Raw genomic sequence first — 18,763 nt, 5'->3', positions numbered from 1 at the left:
TTTGCGGGGCTTTTTTGTTTCTGAGATTGCTTAAAACATAGACTGTCTGTTTTTATAAACCTCTGTTCTGCCTGTAATTGTGCTATTAAATAAGATGATAAAAATTCAGCCGCAGAAAAAATAAGCTAAACGGGGTGATCTTTCACCTCGTTTTCTGGTAAAATCTCGTCCTAATTTTTTCTAAGTGAATTTGCAATGGGTAAAAACGTTGTTGTACTAGGCACCCAATGGGGTGACGAAGGTAAGGGTAAGGTAGTTGACCTCCTTACAGACAAAGCATCTTTAGTAGTTCGTTATCAAGGTGGTCATAACGCAGGCCATACTTTGGTGATCAACGGTGAAAAGACGGTTTTACACCTTATTCCATCGGGTGTATTACGTGACAATGTTAAGTGTGTGATCGGTAATGGTGTTGTTTTATCACCAGAAGCATTAATGAAAGAAATCGGCATGCTAGAAGAGCGTGGCGTACCAGTACGTGAACGCTTATTAATCAGCGAAGCATGTCCGCTAATTTTACCTTTCCACATTGCATTAGATTTAGCCCGTGAAAAAGCACGTGGCGATAAGCCAATCGGTACGACAGGTCGTGGTATCGGTCCAGCTTATGAAGACAAAGTAGCACGTCGTGGTATACGTGTTGGTGACTTATTCAACCCTGAACAGTTTGCTAGTAAGCTTAAAGAAGTATTGGAATACCATAACTTCACGTTAGAGCATTACTACAAAGTAGAACCAGTTGACTTCCAAAAGACATTTGACGATGCAATGGCAATCGCTGATATCTTAAAAGCAATGGTTGTTGATGTTACTGAGCTTCTTGATCAAACACGTTTAGCGGGCGACAACATCTTATTTGAAGGTGCGCAAGGTACGTTACTTGATATCGACCACGGTACATACCCATACGTAACATCGTCTAACACCACTGCAGGTGGTGTAGCTACCGGTGCGGGCTTTGGTCCATTACACCTTGATTACGTATTAGGTATCATCAAAGCTTACACAACACGTGTAGGTTCAGGTCCATTCCCTACCGAGCTTTACGACGGTCTAGATAAACAAGACCCAGTAGGTAAGCACTTAGGTGAGAAAGGCCATGAGTTTGGTGCAACAACGGGCCGTTTACGTCGTACAGGTTGGTTAGATGCAGTGGCTATGCGCCGTGCAGTACAAATCAACAGCATCTCAGGTTTCTGTTTAACTAAACTAGACGTACTAGACGGTTTAGAAACACTGAAAATCTGTACTGGTTACCAGTTAGAAGATGGCACAGTAACGAACGTTACACCATTAGCTGCTGAAGGCTACGAGAAAGTAACACCAGTATACGAAGAGATGCCTGGTTGGTCTGAAAACACAGTCGGTGTTACTTCAGTTGAAGAGCTGCCAAAAGCAGCGATTGACTACATCAAACGTATCGAAGAAATCACTGGCGTGCCAGTTGATATCATCTCAACAGGTCCAGACCGTGTTGAAACAATGGTATTACGCAACCCGTTTGCATAATCACGATATGTTTAAAAAAGCTGCTTCGGCAGCTTTTTTTGTGCCTAAAATTTATTCTGGAATGAAAATTGTATATTATTTACTAAGACAGATTTTCATTAAGTGATTTTGATGCGTGTTTTATTGCCTTTAACATTCCTCTTTTCAAGCCTAGCCATGGCTGAAGAGCCTATTACAGCAGTCCCTTTGTATACTGAGAGCGAGTTAATTGGCTTAATTAATAAAAATGCACATTTGGCACGGGTAAAGGCTGATGATTGCCAGCTAGTACAAGATATTGAAGCGCGAGCCAATAAAATGGCGTTGCCATCGTATCAATTCCTGTATGGTGATATGTTAGCGTATGCGGTGTGTGTAGACCGCAATGTTGAGCTGGGTGTTTATTACATGCGCCAAGCCGCACAGCAAGGTTTCGCAGCGGCACTCGAGCAGCTTGGTCGTTACTATGATGTCGGCCAATTAGTACAGAAAGATAAAGCCATGGCGGTCACCTACCTCAGAGAAGCGTCGGCACAGGGAAACCTTAAAGCACAAATTCGCTTGGTTAACCTATTCAATCAAGGCTATGGCAGCCCTCGTGACTATGAAGACGCCTACCGTTGGTTATTTCACTCAATGGTGGCTGACAAAGCACAGCATAAAAAAGTAGAACAGTTACTGGCTAAATTGGCAGAAAAAATGCCCGACAGCGTTGTCGCCCGCGCCCGTCTACCTGAATAAACAAAGGCCAGCAAATGCTGGCCTTATCGTTATTATTAGTCTTCTTTTTTCTCTTTATTTTTACCGTTATTCGGATCTTTTAAAACAGAAAGTTTAGGAGGCTGTAGTGCCACGACTCGTTCACCAACTTGAGGTGTTTTTTCCATGTGGGTGGTGAAAGGGCGAAGACGTATAGGTGAATCATCGTCATCATCTTTTTCACCATTTAGAATAAACAATGGAATTGCTTCACTGTTGACTTCTTGGTACTGCTCCCAGCTAAACTCGTCAGAAATACGCGTTGCACTCACTTTACCCCCTTTCGCGATTAAGCTACTTAAACGAGCATAGGCCCCGTTATCACCAAATAAAATTTGTCGTGATAAGAACGTCGCACTGTCTTTATTCGCTTTAGCGTGGTTGGTTGATGAGCGCAGTGAAAATACATTTTTTTCATCCAATAGGTGAGAAAAATACTGTACGCCCAAGGCATTATGATGACGGTTTGGCGACAGTGCCAACACGTTTCTAATTGTGGTTAGGGGTAAGTAACGCTCAGCATGTTCTGATTGCGGGTTACCGTAATAACAGGGTAAACCATCCATGCGCGCCATGCGACAGTTTTCCCACGCGGGGTCAGATAAATGAACAGGAATGTTTTGTTCTTTTAAACCACAGGCGATAGCACGTGCAACATGGTTTGCACCTATGATAAGAATCGTATTAGGTGACGGCTGACGTACTTTTAATAATTTAGCTAAAGGCGTTGCCGTTAAACTCTGTAAAACCACTGTGACGATAATGACTGTGAAGATAAGTGGCACTATTTTTTCTGCATCCGCGATACCGGCTTCGACCATGCTTAGGGCAAACACAGAGCCTACTGCTGCCGCGACAATACCGCGTGGGGCTATCCACGATAAGACGAGACGAGATTTTAAGGGTAAATCACTTTTAAACGTCGAAATTGCGATACACGCAGGACGCGCCACAAATAAAACAATGGCTAAAAAGATAAACACGTCGCTGTGCAGCATCATTAAGTCGGATAGCTGCAAACGTGCAGCCAGTAAGATGAACAGGGATGAAATGAGAATCATCGACAGGTCTTCTTTAAATTCAAGCACAGAGTCTATTTCTAAGTCGTCCTGATTAGCAAGCCATATACCAAAGACGGTAACAGCAAGTAGTCCTGATTCATGGCTTAAGTGGTTAGAAACCGTGAAACTAATGAGCACTAAGGCTAGTATGCCAAACTTATGTAGTTCGAACGGTAACCACTCTCGGCGAATAAGTAGGGTTGTTAACCAGCCAGCGACGACACCGATTGTTAAACCAACGCCTAAGGTCTTGAATAAAGCAATGATCGTGTGGCTGAGTACTTCGCCCTGACCAACAAGCATGACGGCTTCAAATACAAGCACTGCAAACAAGGCACCAATGGGGTCAATAACAATACCTTCCCAGCGTAATATACGGTCGATATCTTGCGTAGGCCGCATTGAGTTTAATAAAGGGGCAATAACCGTAGGGCCGGTAACCACTAATACTGCCCCCAGAACTGCTGCAACACGCCAGTTTAGTTCTAAAATCCAATAGGCACTGAGGCTTATAATTAAACAGGTGGTGATCATACCGATGGAGCATAGGTTTCGAACAACTTTGCCTATGCCTTTTAACTCTCGAAAATGAAGCGTTAAGGAGCCTTCAAAAAGGATCACTGCAACACTCAATGACACGACAGGGAAAAGCAAGTCGCCGAGTAAGGCATCGGGGTTTAAAATGCCGCTAAATGGGCCAAGTAATAAACCCGTTAGTAGTAAAAATAAAATAGCGGGTACACGAAACGCCCAGGCTATCCACTGTGCTAACACAGAGCACAAGGCGATCCCTGCTATATAAATTGCTGACATAGAATAAAGTATCCTTTAGTTACTACTATTTAAAAACACCAACGAGATAGGTAATCGCGTTTGAAAACGATAAACAGTCGTTAACTTTTAAATAAAATTGCTTACCTATTAAAGCCTACTCACCGTCATAGACACAAGCAAACTTGTTGCTTCACATACGATTTTAGTCGTTATTACTACTTTTTGGGCTGCTTTCGACAACAAAATCCTTAAAAGTTGATAAAAAATCATTAATTGATAAATGCTAGGTCTTAACTTTTTGTTATTTGAGCTCTATTTTTCAAGGTTATGGTAAGTATAAAAGGTATGATTGCTTTTCAGACTTGATCTTACCCCCATGTTTACCGTATTATATTTCGTGTTCAAACAATTTGATATCTAAATGATTGGTAACGAAAACCCTTTCTACTTAGAGCTTAAGCTCTATTTAATCAATTGTTTGGCGAGCTAAGTGTGTATTTTACACTTTGTTTTCTAATTAAATAGAAATGAGCTTGGTCCTATTCAGTGTGTATTTATTACGTGTTGAATAGAATATAAGTTCATTGTCTGGTCAATGTTTAGTTCCCATCGTGGCTGCTAAATCTCGGTCATACAGTCTACACCCTATCTGTTGGTGTACCAGACTGTATAGGCTCTATGTATGTTGTTATTAATAAAAGCCGCACACAGCTTTTTACAGCGATACATAAACAACACTTATCTTTTTATAACAACTTATGGTTTATAACCGTTTGGTCTACTGACTGAATAAAAGTTGTGCTATATCTAATCGCATTACTTGCGTGGCTTAGCTGTGTGCTCAGATAAGTGGTTTGACAGATTAATTATGATCAGTGCGTTTAGCTCGGCTAAACGTGAGTCTTTTAATCAGTGGCATTTTGACACTGAACAGATAGTAAAATGGAAAGTTGAACAGTTATGCAAAAGTTTAAATGGCAACGTATAGTACTAAAAGTTGGTAGCGCCTTAATCGCACCTGATCAAGATGGGTGTCGTTCTCGCTATTTACTGACCATTGCACAGTTCATCGTTCGTTGTCGAGCGCAAGGTATCGAAGTTATTTTAGTATCGTCAGGTTCGGTGGCTGCTGGTTCGCATTTATTCCCAGAGCAAGAGCAACGCTCTGTGACGATGAAAAAGGCAATGGCAGCGGCTGGCCAAACAGAAATGATGGCCATGTGGGATCGCTTTTTTTGATTTCCCATCGGCGCAAATTTTATTAACGCATGGTGATTTGCGAGACCGTGAACGCTATACAAGTATTAGAGAAACAGTATTTACTTTACTTGAGCACGGTGTATTGCCCATCATTAATGAAAATGACACGGTAACAACCGACGATTTAAAAGTAGGTGATAACGATAACTTATCAGCCATGGTTGCGGCTGCGGCAGATGCGGATGCCTTGATGATTTTCTCAGATGTCGATGGTTTATATGACAAGAACCCTAATTTACATGAGGACGCTGTCTTATTACCTGAAATCGAAAGCATCGATGAATCAATTTATGCTATGGCTGGGTGTGCAACCAGTGCTGTAGGTACTGGCGGTATGAAAACGAAAATAGAAGCAGCAGAAAAAGCGACTTCACATGGTATCACCACCTATATTTTAAACGGGTTTAAAGAAGAAACATTTAACCGTTTATTAGCAGGTGATAATCCAGGCACTATTTTCACCCCATACGAAAAACCAATGCAAGAAGCGGTGCATTGGATGACTCACACTGCCAATGAGCAAGGTGAAGTTGTGGTTGAAGGTTCAATTAATGAATCATCAAACCGAGAAAATGGGTGTATTCGCAGTGATGAAATTCTTGCGGTACACGGAGAATTTGGCGTAGGCGATACTATTTTAGTACGCAGTGACGATGGTACGCGCCTAGCAAAAGCAACAGCGAATTACAGTAGCTGTTTATTAAGTTTTATAGCTGACAACGAGCAAAGTGAATTTAGCGAGAAAATGCAGGATTCAATTGGCCCCGTTGTTTCAGAGAAAGATATCGCATTATTGGAGAAGTCATGAGTTTAATTACGGATATTTCGAGCCAAGCAGCACACGCTGCTACCCAGCTAGCCTTACTGGATACAGCCACTAAAAATCAGGTTTTAACTGAGATGGCACAGGCACTTCGTGAAAGTAAAGCGTTCATTATCAAAGAAAATGAAAGCGATTTAGCTGCGGCGCGTGATAATAATCTCCCTGGGTCAATGATTGATCGCTTAACGTTAAATGATGAGCGTATCGAAGCCATGGCTGAAGGGATTGAGGTAATTGTTAGCCTTGACGATCCTGTGGGTCAACTACGTGAAATTACTGAGCGCCCGAATGGCATTAAGATCAGTAAAATGCGTGTGCCTTTAGGTGTGGTGTGTATGATTTACGAAGCGCGTCCTAATGTAACAGCGGATGCGGGTGCATTGTGTTTCAAATCAGGTAACGGTGTCATATTACGCGGTGGTAAAGAAGCGCTTAAAAGCTCGCAAGCGATTGCCAGTGTGATGCACAAAGTATTAGAAAAGCATGGCCTGCCAACAGCGTTAATTTCGGTGATTCCAGACCCAGACCGCGGTTTACTCATGGAGCTGATGCAGCAACGTGACACCATTGACTTAATCATTCCACGTGGTGGTGAAGGCCTAATTAACTTTGTAACAGAAAACAGTACGATTCCTGTTATTCAGCATTTTAAAGGCGTATGTCATCTTTATGTAGATAAAGACGCCGACTTAAATGTGGCTATTAATCTATTACTTAACGGTAAAACGCAGCGTACAGGCGTGTGTAATGCACTTGAAGGTTTAGTTGTTCACCAAGATATCGCTGATGAGTTTTTAAACTTATGTGCAGTGGTACTGCGTCAAGAAGGCGTAAAAGTGAATGCAGACGCAATAGCCGCAGCGTATTTTGACAACGCGACTGTACTGGGCGACGATGAGTTTGGTGAAGAGTACCTCGATTTAGAAATCGCGATTAAAGTTGTTCCTGATTTCGCGGGTGCGATTGACCACATTGCTAAATTCGGTTCTAACCACACAGAAGTGATCTGTACAAAAGACCAAGCTGCTGCGCAGTTATTCCAACGTAGTGTAGATGCTTCAGTGGTTATGGTTAATGCATCGTCTCGTTTTTCTGACGGCTCGCAATTAGGTTTAGGTGCAGAGATTGGTATTGCAACAACCAAGCTGCATGCTTATGGCCCAATGGGCTTAGAGTCACTCACGACAGAAAAATACCTAGTGAACGGCGAAGGTCAAATTCGCGAGTAATTATTTACAAAATAAAACATGAAAATGCCGGGCTCTGCTCGGCTTTTTTTTATGTGAATAAAATTAAGACGGCAAAAAATAACGGATAAACTAGATAATTTTTTTAGATAAGTTTGATATTAAATTTGGCAGAGTGCCTAAGAAAAGTAGGAAGGTGGTGGAGCTAAGCAGGATCGAACTGCTGACCTCCTGCGTGCAAGGCAGGCGCTCTCCCAGCTGAGCTATAGCCCCACATTCCTAAATACAGGATGCTTAAGTCTTACGTCTTAAGCGGGGTGAACTTTAATTATTTTTACATTCGCGGTCAAGTGTTTTTTAAAAAATGATCGAATTTTTACCCTCCGCTTTTATTTTTGATAGACTAGGTCGCATCTACTGTTCAAGGCTTATCCAATAATGAAAAAAATAGCATCGCTTTTGGTTGTTTTATTAGCTGGTTGCGCAAGCCAAGGGGACGCCCCTCCTTTTGAAATTAATAACAAACAGTTTTATGGAAAAAATGATGAGCAGGGAAATAAAATTTTTGCTTATGTTGTGTCAGTAAAAGCGCAAGGCCGAAAGCCTATTAATTTAGATAAGCCGATGACGCGTCGACAATTTAAAGATTTTGCCGAGCAAGAGTACTTTGAAGAGTCGAGCAACTTAAAATTACTCTTAGAAGATCAAGCTGTTGAATTATTAAATGAAGAACTCAAAGAGCGTTCGTATTGCGACGACAAACATGTAATTGACGAAGTATTATGGCGTGATTTGAGTGTGCAATTACGAGGACGTTGTTTGTAAATGTATGCCGATAAAACCAAGCTGGCAGCGGCACTTGCTCAGCTCGCTATTGAATACGAAGAAATAGAACACCCACCATTACATGGCAGCCTCGATGCTGATACGTTTATGGTTGATAGGCCTGGTACGCGACTGAAAAACTTATTTCTGCGTGATAACGAAGGTAAACGTCATTTTTTGGTGATAACAGCCCACGACAAACAGCTTGATTTAAAAGCGATTGCAAAGCAGCAAGGACTTTCGCGGATAGGTTTTGCCTCAGATGAGCGACTTGCACGTTATTTAAAAGTGCCGCCTGGCTGTGTGTCTATGCTGGCACTTTTAAACGACAAACAAAATAATGTCACGTTGTGGCTTGATCAAGAAATCTGGTTTAATGCGCTTTTTCATTGCCATCCGTTTGAGAACACCGCGACTTGGTTAATGAAAAAAGACGACTTAGAACGCTTCTTTGCCAGTACAGGGCATCAGCCTCGAGTCGTATTCCTTCCTGCTAAATAAACCAACGCGAGCCCTATTAAACATACCAGCAGCAGTACTGCCATAAAGGCAACTTGACCATGTTGCTGGTATATCAGCCCCGGTAACAGCGAACCAAGTGCACCACCACTGTAATAAAACGATACATAGCCGCCATTCGTCACACTGGCAGGGGCGGTGCTAATTTTATTAACCAATGGTGCGGCACTTGAATGAATCACAAACATAGCGCCACAAAAACCTGTAAATGCGATGACAAATAACAGCAGCTGTTGACTCATCAACAGCAACATTGTGAGGCTATAAAATAAAAATACCCCAGTGAGCAAGCGCCAAGGAGATGAAGACTTTCTCAGTAACCAAGGGGTGGCTATTGACGCAAGTGCACCGACTAAGTAGCCAGTATAAACAAGTCCGATTTCGCGCGTGTTAGTAATGGCAAAGCTATCTTGCAGAATAAAGGGCAAATAATTTAACAGCGCTGCAAAGCAAAAGAACATACAAAAAACCGCCCCATAGAGCTTCAAAACTAATGGGCTTTTTAATTGCTTTAAATATAAAAGGGGTGATTGTGGGGTATGAATTGCGGTTGTCTTTTGGGGTTTAGGGATAGCGAAGGCAAGACAGACTAAGCCAATCGCTATCACATAGTAAAAGCTTTGCCAGCTTAAAAAATCAGTAAATAAGGCCGCTAACATACGACCAAAATAACCACCAACAATCGTACTACCAATATACAAGGTCATATTACGCTGTAGTAGGTCGGCTTGGTAAGTGACACCAATATAACTGGTCATCGCGGTGAGTGCGGCTGGCAGCGTAATACCTTGAATAAAACGTATCAAAAGTAACACGTTAAAGCTCGGCGCAAAGGTAAAAATAACGCAGCTAATAGCCAGTATAACCATAGCGATTTTTAAAATAACCAGCGGGTTACGCTTTGCTAAAAATAACCCATACACTAATGGAGCGATTGCTAGCGGGAGCATTGTGGCTGTCATTAAACTGCCGGCGGCGGCTGGCGACACAGAAAAATGGCGAGCAAATAATCCAAGTAGGGGCTGGGGTGCGTATAAAACAAAGAAAATAAATACAGAGCAAAGTAACAAATGTCGCAGCTGCATTTTTAGCTCCGTGAAGAAAAAGTATTAGCTTATAGAGTGCGAGTAATTTTACAAGTATCATAATGATTAAAGTAAGAAATATTGCGTTAAATCAAAGTGTCATGATTTCATCGCGTGTTAATCTGCGTGTAATAATATAAATAGCAAAGATTCAAATGGGTTCAGTACTGTTATTTGTTTGCATAGCTGATTAAAATAGCCCTTATACGCATTTTAATTATTGGAATTTAGTGATGGGTTCATTACAAGATCAGCTACTTAAAGCTGGGCTCACTACCTCGCACCAAGCGAAAGTAGCTAAAACTGAAAAACGTAAGCAGCAAAAGAAAAAAAAGAAAGGGGCTACCAGTAACCCAAGTGATTTGCAAAAGCACATTGAGCAAACCAAGCTCGAGCAGCAGAAAAAAGCAGATGAACTAAATAAAGCGCGTTTGGAAGAGCAAAAACAACGTGAGCAAGTTGCTCGCGTTAAGCAAATTTTAGAGCATAATAATCAGGATGAGATCCGTGGCGATCGCACCTTTAATTTCACTTATGAAAATAAAGTGAAAGAGCTCGACGTAAATGAAAAAACACAAAAAGCGTTAGCGGGTGGTCGCTTAGCAATTTGTGTTTTAGAAGGCCAATTTTTTGTTCTGGAAGATGAACCAGCTCGAAAAGTCGCTGAAGTTAGCGAAGAATATATAGTGTTCCATGTCGAACCTGAAGATAAGCAAAAGGATGAAGATGATCCCTATGCTGATTTTGAAGTGCCTGATGATTTAATATGGTAACCCGCATAACTGCATAGCATTTAGGTTGCTGTAACAATTTTTCGGGGGCAATTTGGGTGCAATATTGTTAAATCATGGTCTACACTAAAGAAAATGTTTTCTAACCCGTTAAAAAGAGAAGATACAAATGAGCAAGATAACTAAAATTCTATGTGGGGCTGGCCTTGCAATGGCTGCAAGCCTATCTTTCAATACAATTGCTGCTGATGGCGCAACGCTATACACAGCAAAACTTTGCCAAACGTGCCACGGTGCAGAAGGTAAAGCACCCATTATGCCGCTATACCCTAAGCTAAATGGCCAAAATAAAGAATACTTACTTGCACAAATGAAAGACATTAAGTCTGGTGCACGTAATAACGGTATGGCTTCTGCGATGAAAGCAATGGTTGCGAACGTATCTGAAGAAGAAATGGCAGCAATTGCAGATTATTTATCACAAGTTAAATAATCCGCTACATTTAATAAAAAAGGCCACATCAATTGATGTGGCCTTTTTGTATCAGCTATTGATCATCGGTTAATAGTAATTTAGACTTCTATACATCTATTTATGCTTGTCGCATATACAAGGTTTTCCATGTTTGACTTACCAAAACTCGATTTAAAAAATAAAGTATCTGAACAAGAATGGCAGCTTCGCGTAGATTTGGCTGCATGCTATCGTTTGGTCGAGCATTTTCGTTGGGGTGATTTAATTTATACCCATTTATCTGCACGCTTACCGGGCACAAATCAGTATTTGGTCAATGCATTTGGTTTAAGCTTTGATGAAGTAACCGCGTCAAACTTAGTGAAGGTTGATTTAGAAGGGAATATTCTCGACGATACACCGTTTAAAATTAACCCTGCAGGTTTCACTATTCACAGTGCTATTCACGAAGTACGCGATGATGCGCATTGTGTTATCCACCTTCATACCAAAGAGACTATTGCAGTAGCAACGCAAGAAAAAGGTTTACAACCGTTAAGCCAATACTCGATGTTTTCATTGCCGTCACTGTCATACCATGGCTATGAAGGCTTAGCCGTGAACAAGGATGAAAAAAAACGCTTACAAGATGATTTAGGCACTACAAATCATATGCTTTTAGTAAATCATGGCGGTTTAACGGTGGGCCCAACGGTGGGGGATGCATTTATGCGCTTCTATGATTTACAGCGCGCCTGTGAAATTCAATTGGCGATTCAAGCCAGTGGTCAAACAGCTATTCCGGTGCCTCAACCTATTATCGATAATATTTATAATCAAGCGAATGTCGTGCATAGCGGCAGTACTGGAGGCCAATTAGCGTGGCCTGCGATGCTGCGTAAGGCTTATCGCCTTGATCCTAGTTTTGCTCAGTAAGGAGTAACCATGAAAGTTAATCGCGTCGAAGTGTTCGATATTCATTGTCCAGACAGACCTGCTTGGACACCTGTGTTTGTGCGTATTCATACAGATGAAGGTATTAGTGGCGTTGGTGAAGCCGGGCTTGCTTATGACTTAGGTCACAGTGCAGCCGCTGCGATGATCAAAGAAATGGCTGACGCTTTTTTAATAGGCCATGACCCGTTTCAAACTGAAAAGCTATGGTCACGAATGCTACGCGAGAGCTTTTGGGGGTTAGGCGGAGGACCAGTTGTCTACGCTGCGATGAGTGCGATTGATACTGCACTGTGGGACATCAAAGGAAAAGCATTAGGTTTACCTGTTTATCAATTGCTAGGGGGTAAAGTTAACGACAAACTTCGTACTTACGCATCGCAATTACAGTTTGACTGGGACAGCGAGTTTAAAGCACTTATTCACCCAGAAGAATATGCAGAAGCGGCATTAAAAGCGATTGCTGAAGGCTACGATGCAGTGAAAGTTGACCCTATCCAATACGATAAGCACGGCAATACTTATTATGACCGCACTAATATTATTTCTCGTGGTGAAATGAAGTTATACCGCGCGCGTATGCAGGCTATTCGTGAAGCGGTGGGTGATGAAGTTGATATTATTTTTGAATGTCATAGTTTGCCAGGGGCAACATCTGCAATTCAAATTGGTGAAATCGCCGAAGAATTCGATTGCATGTATTATGAAGAGCCAGTGAACTACCTAAACCATTCATTGCATGCCAAAGTCGCTGATAAAGTTGCAGTGCCCATAGCCGGTGGCGAGCGCTTGTATAATCGTTGGGGTGTACGTCCTTATCTTGAAGATCAAAGCATTGATGTGCTTCAGCCAGATCTTGGTTTATGTGGCGGTTTCACCGAGACGAAAAAGGTCTGTGATTACGCTGATATTTTTGATGTGCGTATTCAAGCGCATGTATGTGGCGGTCCAGTTGCAACAGCGGCATCATTGCATTTAGAAACAGCCATTCCTAACTTCTTAATTCATGAGCATCACACTTACGCGATTAAAAAGTGGAATCGTGAGTTATGTATTCAAGACCCACAACCTAAAAATGGCTTTTTCCAAGTATCCGAAGAACCCGGCATTGGTATTGAGTTAAACGATGATGTTGTGATGCGTTCGCAACGTGTCGAAATAAAATAAATAGATTCAGCAATAAAAAAGCCCGTAAGGGCTTTTTTTATAGGTGTTTAGGTATATGTGAGGCTTAGTTAACCGCTTTACACTTTACCAGCGGCAGTGGCTCTGTTGCTTTGCTGTCTAAATGACGAACAAAGCACATTTTATCTTTAATGAGTAATTCAAAGCGATCGGGCATAGAAAGCTGCTTTCCCATGATAGGATTGCCTTGCGCATCTGTGATGCCCATGCTGTCAGTAACGAGGATACTGCTATTGATAAAGGCATCATCGGCGACTGCAATAGGCTGACTGTGCATTAATCTGGCAATACCTTGTGCAATCAAGGTGCTTTGCGGTGTTGTTAACACCGCATGTTGTAGCTTAGGAGTCGGCTCTTGGCTTTGTGCACTACACCCAAGCAAAGTCACAAAGTATATTGCTGTGGCTACTTTAAAGTTCATACACGCCTCTAATACTCAAGTATTTTGTTTTGCTCAATAAGCGTTGTTGCTCGGTTGTCCTGTACTTTTGGTGTATCAGTGAACAGCGCTGGTGCAAAACCCTGTTTGCTGGTCATTGAGCTTGCTACAGGGCATGTGCCAGTCGCTCTGTATGCCAGTGCAGTACTAAGTAATGCTTCATTTTCGTCGCCTAGCTGATGGCTAAAGTCATCGGCGACTGCACAACCTGGAACTCGCACGGGTTGAAACTCACTGCCAGTGCTGTTTTGGGGGGCAAAACCATCGGCATATTCACCAAAGCCTTTATTGTTAACCCCTGTAAATTGAATGCTGAAGTAGGTCGTATCACAGTTATCGGTTGGGTAAAAACCATAGGGTTTACCACAGGTATTTTCCCCTATTTGAATGACCTCAATATTGGCCCCTCTTAAGCCATTAATTACGGCTTCACTGGCTGAACATGTACTGCCTGTTGTTAACACAAAAACACGTTTTAGGTCTAAACTAGGCAATGGTGTGCCAGGGTTGATTGCTGGGTTTTCTGCAAATCCGACAAATTCATCGGTAAACGGCACGGGCTCCAAACGCTCCCCAGTGATTGGGTTAAAGGTTGGGTGTTGATCGTTAAAGATAGTCTTTTCGAAAATTTTGCCGTCAGTATTTTCGGCGCCTGCAATCATATAAGCAACTTGACTTGCCATCTGTAGGAAACCGCCGGGGTTGTATCGCATGTCGATAATCAGGTCTTTTACATTACGTGCTGCTAATGTATTAAAAGCATCAAATAAGGGCTTTTCTGCAATCGCATTGTGGCGATTAAATTGGAAGTAACCGACTTCTCCATTTGCGAATGTTTTAATATTGCCTACAGCTTGTCCCGTAATAGTTTGGGCTGTCATGGTGACTTCGCGGGTTTCACTGGTGTTGATATCTTTAAACACAAAGGTCGTTACTTTCCCGGATTCAGAAGGAAAAAGACCCGCATTGAGTACGTCGACTTCAGCTTGGGTGCTGGCATTTACAAAGTCTACACCATCCACTTCTAACACTTCAAAACCACGCGCTAGGTTTTGTGTTGCCGCGGGTGAGTTGGGTTCGGTATAAGTTATAATGGCTTGACGTGGGGCGCTGGCACTTATTAAACGTATTTTAAAGCCATAGCCAAAGGTTTGTCCCGACTGGCTTTGTGCCCGCCATTCATCGGTGGGTAAACTGGAATGAAAGTTGTCTTTTTTAGCCCCTGACTCCGTGGTGTTTTCGGTTTTTAGTAACGCAAAATAATTGAGAACCCCATCAGTGAGGGCTGGATCACGGTCTATTATTTCATCGTACCAGAGGTATGTTTCATGGCTCCATGAACGCAGCCAGTGCTTTTCATTGAGTGCCTGACATTGTTGATCAAACTTACTCGATGGCTCAAACACACCTTGTGTCCACGTAATGGTGGCTGGGTCTAGATTGCCTGAATCGGAGTTGTCACTCCCACTGCCGCCACACCCAACAAGACTAAATACGCACGCACCTAAAATGGCCGCTTCTTTTGAAAAAATAAACATAACCACTAACCTAAACCGCTTTTATTTAACTAAATATAGCTAGTTTTTAATCAATTTGATAGATTTCGTGGGCGTTTTTGTAGCTTAGACGATGCCATACGCTGTGCTGGTTACACAATGAAAAGTAATGCTGCCAGCATGTCTCGTAGCGTGTATTTATTTGGCAAACAGGAAAATTACTGGCAAACATAATACGCTGCTCGCCAAAGTATTGCAGCAGTGTATCAAGCAGCCATTGGTGCTTACTTGCAGCCAGTTTGCTGAACTCTAAGCCTGAGAACTTAATCGCAATATTATCACAGCGGCTTAATTTAATAACCGCGTTTAGCCATTGTTGTTCATCGCATATAAAGCCTAAATGGTTAATTACGACTCGTAATGAGGGAAGGGCATGGCAGTATTTTATGAGCTGCTCGGTAATGTGTAGGTTTTCAATTTCAAACTGTGCTTCAAATCGCAAGTTTTGCGCAGCAAGATAGGCTAAGTTTTCAAGGCAATTAGGTGCGAGTAAACGAGTCGCATCTTTACCTTCAGTAATATCGCGAATACCCACAAGGTGTGAATGTGTTAGTGCCGAAAGCGCCAGACTAAATTCGTTCAAGGTAGCGTCTATTCGACAATAACTAATGGCTTTGTATTTGTAGCCGTTTAAATGCTGTGCTAGCCAGTTGAGCTCTTTAATAGGGTCATTATTATCGTACCCTGCCTCAATATGAACAAGTGCTTCTAATTGAAATGGGCATGCTGATTTTAGTTGCGCCATGCTAATAGGAGCTTTGATCTTATCGAGGTGAGGCCACGCAGGTGGTTTCTCGCCTTGCAACCAAGTGTATTGACCCTCAGTGAGGTTAAAAAAATGCACATGGGGGTCAATAATCTTGTCGCTCATTGCGTGGTATACCCACCATCAATACTGTGTAGGCTACCAGTGATAAAGCTTGCCTCAGGGCTAACTAAAAAATTAATCAATGCAGCCACTTCCTCTGGTTGACCTAAGCGCCCTAATGGTTGTAATGCAGCTTCTTCTGCGACGACGGCGGTTTTATCGGCGCCGCTTCGCTTGCAGTAAGCGTCAATTGCATTATGAAATAAAGGTGTTTCAATGGTGCCTGGGCAAATAGCGTTAGCGCGAATGTTAAATGCGGCATAATCCAGAGCGGTTGTTTTTGCCATTGAAGCAAGTGCATGCTTTGTTAAGTTGTAAGCAAAAGAATTGGGCTTACCAATAAGCGCTTGATCAGAGGCAATTAAAACAATACTACCTTGCCGTTTTGCTTTCATGCTGGGTAAAACTGCTTGAATTGCCGCATACGCGCCTTTTACGTTGAGCGCAAAAAGAGCATCAAACGTTGCCTCGTCAGTATCTTCAATGGTGGCACTTAAATGACGACCAGCATTAGAAATAAGCGCATCGATACGGCCTGTTTCTTGTGCTATATCAGCAATAACCGCTTTTACCTGCTCAACATTACTGACATCACAGTAGCGGTAGTGACCTTCTGATGGTGTAATATCAAGGTTATACACGATGTATGCTTCGCGCGCTAAGCGCTCAACAATAGCCTTACCAATCCCTTTACTGCCACCTGTGACAATTGCAACGTTTGTCATTATTTACCCTTAGTGGCTATGACCACAACCGCCTTCACCATGTACGTGACCGTGCGCTAATTCTTCACGTGTCGCTTCACGGACGTTGAGTACTTCAACGTCAAAAGTCAGTGTTTTACCTGCAAATGGGTGGTTTAAGTCACAATCTGCATTGAAACGACCTACTTTTACAATCGTCACTTGATGACGGCCTTGGTTTGAGTGAACAATCGCAGTCATACCCGGTTTCCACACTTTAGTGTTACCTTGTAAGTGCTTAAGTGGAATACGCTGAATAAGGTCATCAACACGCTCACCATAAGACTCGCTTGGCTCAAGTGTTACACTAAAGCTATCGCCAGCGCTTTTACCTTCAAGGGCTTTTTCAAGACCCGGTAGCATGCCTTCTGTACCATGGATATATGAAAGTGGCTCGCCATCTTTGCTTGATTCAATTTGCTCGCCTGCTTCACTTAATGTGTAGTGGAACTCAACGGCAGTGTCTTTGCTTATTTGCATGTTTTTTCTCTTGTAAACTTAGAATATAAACACTGATTTTACGCTAACCACAATGACACAGCAATCAAGGCTTTTTCAAAGAGCTTTCAATACCCGACAGCATAGCCTCGCTGGCGGATGTTTGAGGGGCTGGTGGCTTTGCTTGAGGGATATGCAAAGTTAGTATGGTGCCTGGTTTTAGTAGGCTAGACGCGCTGAGTTTATTCCAAATAGCCACGTCTTTATGAGGGACATCAAAAAGCTGACTAATGCTCCAAATAGAATCCCCCGGCTTTACTTGATAATCGACAGCAACAGTTGAAACAACGTCTTCTTGTTGCTCTAAATACGGGCTGATATTGTAATCAACTATTAACGATCCAGGCATCGTTTGAGGTTTACTTAGGCGCAATTGCTCACCCACTTTAATGAGATTCGAGGTTTTATTATTGAGCATTTTTAATTGGCTTATAGGCATATTAAAACGTCTTGCGATGCGATAAAGCGTATCGTCCTTTTGAACGGTGTACTCGCCAATAAAGTTATTACGAAATAGCTTACTCTGTAATAAAGTTCGCTGCTCTATTGGTAATATCAGCGTGTGGGGGCCATTAGGAGAGCTTTGATTCTTTAAATAGCCAGGGTTTAGTTTATGTAATTGGTTACGCCCAATCCCAGATAAACTCGCAATTACCGAAAAATCAAATTGCTGGCCGACATTAAACTCCGTTGTGAGCGGTTTATTAGCGAGTTTTGGGCGTTTTAGGCCTTTTTCAGGGTGTCTGATTAAGTGGCTGAGTGCTAATAATTTAGGGATATATTCAGCGGTTTCTTTTGGTAATGACAGCGACCAGTAATCGGTTTTCTTACCGAGTTTTTTATTCTTCTCGATGGCTTTCTTAACACGCCCTTCACCACTGTTATAGGCCGCGATTGCGTGTAACCAATCGCCATCAAAGCGTTTGTGCAAATAACTGAGGTACGCTAAGGCAGCATCGGTTGAGGCGAGAATATCTTGGCGGCCGTCATACCATTGGTCGCTCTGCACGCCAAAGTGATAGGCAGTTGCCCCAACTAACTGCCATATCCCCACAGCTTGCTCTGATGATTGAATAGTGGGTCTAAAGTCACTCTCTACGAAGGGGAGTAATGCAAGCTCCATCGGTAAATTCTGTTTTTCGACGCGTTTGACGATATGGTAAAGATACGGTGCAGCGCGTCGGTTCACTTTTTCAAGGTAGGCTGGTTGCTTTAAGTACCACTTTATCCGAGCTGTCGTATGCTTATTGGTTTGAAATACCAACGATAGATTATTTGCAATGTGTTGCCACAAATCAGCCGCTCGCGGTTTAGCGAGTGGCGTATCTTTATAAGGTTGAAGTTTTACAGGTTCAGCAGTCTTATCGGCTGTAGCAACAGGTTGCTCAGTCGGCTGTGTTTGTAAGCTTAAATCAGGCTTGAAATGGCTAAAAATCTCTGGCCGAGCCTGTTGCTCTTGTTGTGTATCTTGCTGAGTTGTTTGGCATCCTTGTAGGCCAATAAAAAAACTCAGCAATAGTAAATATTTCAAACGCATTAAAGCCATGTAATAAA

Annotated in this window: 17 protein-coding genes, 1 tRNA gene and 1 pseudogene; 10 read left to right on the top strand and 9 right to left on the bottom strand. The window is 42.3% G+C overall.

The features are described from left to right. Positions 1-195: 195 nt before the first annotated feature. Together IT970_RS14735 and IT970_RS14730 are read left to right on the top strand one after the other, a co-directional pair. Positions 196-1,509 carry an adenylosuccinate synthase gene (locus tag IT970_RS14735; protein ID WP_036973348.1) on the top strand — a complete coding sequence of 438 codons (1,314 nt, stop codon included), beginning with the start codon at positions 196-198 and terminating at the stop codon, positions 1,507-1,509. Between the two features lie 111 nt (positions 1,510-1,620). Continuing rightward, entirely contained in the window at positions 1,621-2,229 is a 609-nt protein-coding gene (locus IT970_RS14730; RefSeq protein ID WP_036973347.1) for a tetratricopeptide repeat protein, read from the top strand. Between the two features lie 35 nt (positions 2,230-2,264). On the opposite strand, the gene IT970_RS14725 is transcribed toward IT970_RS14730, so the two are convergent. Beyond that, a complete protein-coding gene (locus IT970_RS14725; protein ID WP_036973346.1) occupies positions 2,265-4,121 on the bottom strand; it encodes a cation:proton antiporter in 1,857 nt (618 codons plus the stop codon). A 921-nt stretch (positions 4,122-5,042) separates the two neighbouring features. On the opposite strand from IT970_RS14725, the pseudogene proB reads away from it, so the two are divergent. Both proB and IT970_RS14715 read left to right on the top strand, forming a co-directional pair. Next, positions 5,043-6,150, top strand: a pseudogene (proB, locus tag IT970_RS14720) (glutamate 5-kinase). Further along, entirely contained in the window at positions 6,147-7,394 is a 1,248-nt protein-coding gene (locus tag IT970_RS14715) for a glutamate-5-semialdehyde dehydrogenase (RefSeq protein ID WP_036973344.1), read from the top strand. The pseudogene proB and the gene IT970_RS14715 overlap by 4 nt, the downstream one beginning before the upstream one ends. A gap of 155 nt (positions 7,395-7,549) precedes the next feature. On the opposite strand, the gene IT970_RS14710 is transcribed toward IT970_RS14715, so the two are convergent. Then, a tRNA-Ala gene (locus tag IT970_RS14710) sits at positions 7,550-7,625 on the bottom strand. A gap of 165 nt (positions 7,626-7,790) precedes the next feature. On the opposite strand from IT970_RS14710, the gene IT970_RS14705 reads away from it, so the two are divergent. Together IT970_RS14705 and IT970_RS14700 are read left to right on the top strand one after the other, a co-directional pair. Continuing rightward, positions 7,791-8,177, top strand: a complete 387-nt coding sequence (locus IT970_RS14705; protein WP_036973343.1) for a hypothetical protein — start codon at positions 7,791-7,793, stop codon at positions 8,175-8,177. Next, positions 8,178-8,678 carry a prolyl-tRNA synthetase associated domain-containing protein gene (locus IT970_RS14700; RefSeq protein WP_036973342.1) on the top strand — a complete coding sequence of 167 codons (501 nt, stop codon included), beginning with the start codon at positions 8,178-8,180 and terminating at the stop codon, positions 8,676-8,678. On the opposite strand, the gene IT970_RS14695 is transcribed toward IT970_RS14700, so the two are convergent. After that, positions 8,645-9,781, bottom strand: a complete 1,137-nt coding sequence (locus IT970_RS14695) for an MFS transporter (protein ID WP_036973341.1) — start codon at positions 9,779-9,781, stop codon at positions 8,645-8,647. The genes IT970_RS14700 and IT970_RS14695 overlap by 34 nt on opposite strands. Before the next feature lie 233 nt (positions 9,782-10,014). Here IT970_RS14695 and IT970_RS14690 point away from each other — a divergent pair, with 233 nt between their 5' ends. The 4 genes from IT970_RS14690 to IT970_RS14675 all read left to right on the top strand — a co-directional run bounded on the left by IT970_RS14690 (position 10,015) and on the right by IT970_RS14675 (position 13,087). Beyond that, on the top strand, positions 10,015-10,554 hold the full coding sequence (locus IT970_RS14690; RefSeq protein WP_036973340.1) for a DUF2058 domain-containing protein: 540 nt from the start codon (positions 10,015-10,017) through the stop codon (positions 10,552-10,554). A gap of 127 nt (positions 10,555-10,681) precedes the next feature. Continuing rightward, positions 10,682-11,005 carry a c-type cytochrome gene (locus IT970_RS14685; protein ID WP_196857459.1) on the top strand — a complete coding sequence of 108 codons (324 nt, stop codon included), beginning with the start codon at positions 10,682-10,684 and terminating at the stop codon, positions 11,003-11,005. A 129-nt stretch (positions 11,006-11,134) separates the two neighbouring features. Next, on the top strand, positions 11,135-11,902 hold the full coding sequence (locus IT970_RS14680) for a class II aldolase/adducin family protein (RefSeq protein ID WP_036973338.1): 768 nt from the start codon (positions 11,135-11,137) through the stop codon (positions 11,900-11,902). A gap of 9 nt (positions 11,903-11,911) precedes the next feature. Then, positions 11,912-13,087 carry a mandelate racemase/muconate lactonizing enzyme family protein gene (locus IT970_RS14675; RefSeq protein WP_036973337.1) on the top strand — a complete coding sequence of 392 codons (1,176 nt, stop codon included), beginning with the start codon at positions 11,912-11,914 and terminating at the stop codon, positions 13,085-13,087. A 64-nt stretch (positions 13,088-13,151) separates the two neighbouring features. Here IT970_RS14675 and IT970_RS14670 read toward each other — a convergent pair whose 3' ends face one another. The 6 genes from IT970_RS14670 to IT970_RS14645 all read right to left on the bottom strand — a co-directional run bounded on the left by IT970_RS14670 (position 13,152) and on the right by IT970_RS14645 (position 18,755). Further along, positions 13,152-13,526, bottom strand: a complete 375-nt coding sequence (locus IT970_RS14670; RefSeq protein WP_036973335.1) for a hypothetical protein — start codon at positions 13,524-13,526, stop codon at positions 13,152-13,154. A gap of 8 nt (positions 13,527-13,534) precedes the next feature. Continuing rightward, complete coding sequence (locus tag IT970_RS14665; RefSeq protein ID WP_036973334.1) at positions 13,535-15,082, bottom strand: S41 family peptidase; 1,548 nt, start codon at positions 15,080-15,082, stop codon at positions 13,535-13,537. Positions 15,083-15,128: 46 nt separating this feature from the next. Then, the gene (locus tag IT970_RS14660; protein WP_036973333.1) at positions 15,129-15,971 is read right to left on the bottom strand and encodes an amidohydrolase family protein; all 843 of its coding nucleotides are present in this window, start codon (positions 15,969-15,971) and stop codon (positions 15,129-15,131) included. Further along, complete coding sequence (locus IT970_RS14655; RefSeq protein WP_036973332.1) at positions 15,968-16,693, bottom strand: SDR family NAD(P)-dependent oxidoreductase; 726 nt, start codon at positions 16,691-16,693, stop codon at positions 15,968-15,970. The genes IT970_RS14660 and IT970_RS14655 overlap by 4 nt, the downstream gene beginning before the upstream one ends. A 9-nt stretch (positions 16,694-16,702) precedes the next feature. Beyond that, positions 16,703-17,191 carry an FKBP-type peptidyl-prolyl cis-trans isomerase gene (locus tag IT970_RS14650; RefSeq protein WP_036973331.1) on the bottom strand — a complete coding sequence of 163 codons (489 nt, stop codon included), beginning with the start codon at positions 17,189-17,191 and terminating at the stop codon, positions 16,703-16,705. Positions 17,192-17,255: 64 nt separating this feature from the next. Continuing rightward, positions 17,256-18,755 carry a transglycosylase SLT domain-containing protein gene (locus IT970_RS14645; protein WP_178387099.1) on the bottom strand — a complete coding sequence of 500 codons (1,500 nt, stop codon included), beginning with the start codon at positions 18,753-18,755 and terminating at the stop codon, positions 17,256-17,258. Between the last annotated feature and the right edge of the window lie 8 nt (positions 18,756-18,763).

Origin of the sequence: Pseudoalteromonas sp. A41-2 (assembly GCF_015767615.1) — a bacterium.
GTDB classification, from domain to species: domain Bacteria; phylum Pseudomonadota; class Gammaproteobacteria; order Enterobacterales; family Alteromonadaceae; genus Pseudoalteromonas; species Pseudoalteromonas lipolytica.
Note: the sequence above shows the minus strand (reverse complement) of the source record. Positions and strands in the feature narration are given on the sequence as shown.

Bases quoted from the DNA above. Each gene is read 5' to 3' on its own strand.
- IT970_RS14655 (WP_036973332.1), bottom strand. From the start codon at position 16,693: ATGACAAACGTTGCAATTGTCACAGGTGGCAGTAAAGGGATTGGTAAG.
- IT970_RS14660 (WP_036973333.1), bottom strand. From the start codon at position 15,971: ATGAGCGACAAGATTATTGACCCCCATGTGCATTTTTTTAACCTCACT.
- IT970_RS14735 (WP_036973348.1), top strand. From the start codon at position 196: ATGGGTAAAAACGTTGTTGTACTAGGCACCCAATGGGGTGACGAAGGT.
- IT970_RS14695 (WP_036973341.1), bottom strand. From the start codon at position 9,781: ATGCAGCTGCGACATTTGTTACTTTGCTCTGTATTTATTTTCTTTGTT.
- IT970_RS14730 (WP_036973347.1), top strand. From the start codon at position 1,621: ATGCGTGTTTTATTGCCTTTAACATTCCTCTTTTCAAGCCTAGCCATG.
- IT970_RS14705 (WP_036973343.1), top strand. From the start codon at position 7,791: ATGAAAAAAATAGCATCGCTTTTGGTTGTTTTATTAGCTGGTTGCGCA.
- IT970_RS14670 (WP_036973335.1), bottom strand. From the start codon at position 13,526: ATGAACTTTAAAGTAGCCACAGCAATATACTTTGTGACTTTGCTTGGG.
- IT970_RS14700 (WP_036973342.1), top strand. From the start codon at position 8,178: ATGTATGCCGATAAAACCAAGCTGGCAGCGGCACTTGCTCAGCTCGCT.
- IT970_RS14675 (WP_036973337.1), top strand. From the start codon at position 11,912: ATGAAAGTTAATCGCGTCGAAGTGTTCGATATTCATTGTCCAGACAGA.
- IT970_RS14680 (WP_036973338.1), top strand. From the start codon at position 11,135: ATGTTTGACTTACCAAAACTCGATTTAAAAAATAAAGTATCTGAACAA.
- IT970_RS14715 (WP_036973344.1), top strand. From the start codon at position 6,147: ATGAGTTTAATTACGGATATTTCGAGCCAAGCAGCACACGCTGCTACC.
- IT970_RS14665 (WP_036973334.1), bottom strand. From the start codon at position 15,082: ATGTTTATTTTTTCAAAAGAAGCGGCCATTTTAGGTGCGTGCGTATTT.
- IT970_RS14685 (WP_196857459.1), top strand. From the start codon at position 10,682: ATGAGCAAGATAACTAAAATTCTATGTGGGGCTGGCCTTGCAATGGCT.
- IT970_RS14725 (WP_036973346.1), bottom strand. From the start codon at position 4,121: ATGTCAGCAATTTATATAGCAGGGATCGCCTTGTGCTCTGTGTTAGCA.
- IT970_RS14645 (WP_178387099.1), bottom strand. From the start codon at position 18,755: ATGGCTTTAATGCGTTTGAAATATTTACTATTGCTGAGTTTTTTTATT.
- IT970_RS14690 (WP_036973340.1), top strand. From the start codon at position 10,015: ATGGGTTCATTACAAGATCAGCTACTTAAAGCTGGGCTCACTACCTCG.
- IT970_RS14650 (WP_036973331.1), bottom strand. From the start codon at position 17,191: ATGCAAATAAGCAAAGACACTGCCGTTGAGTTCCACTACACATTAAGT.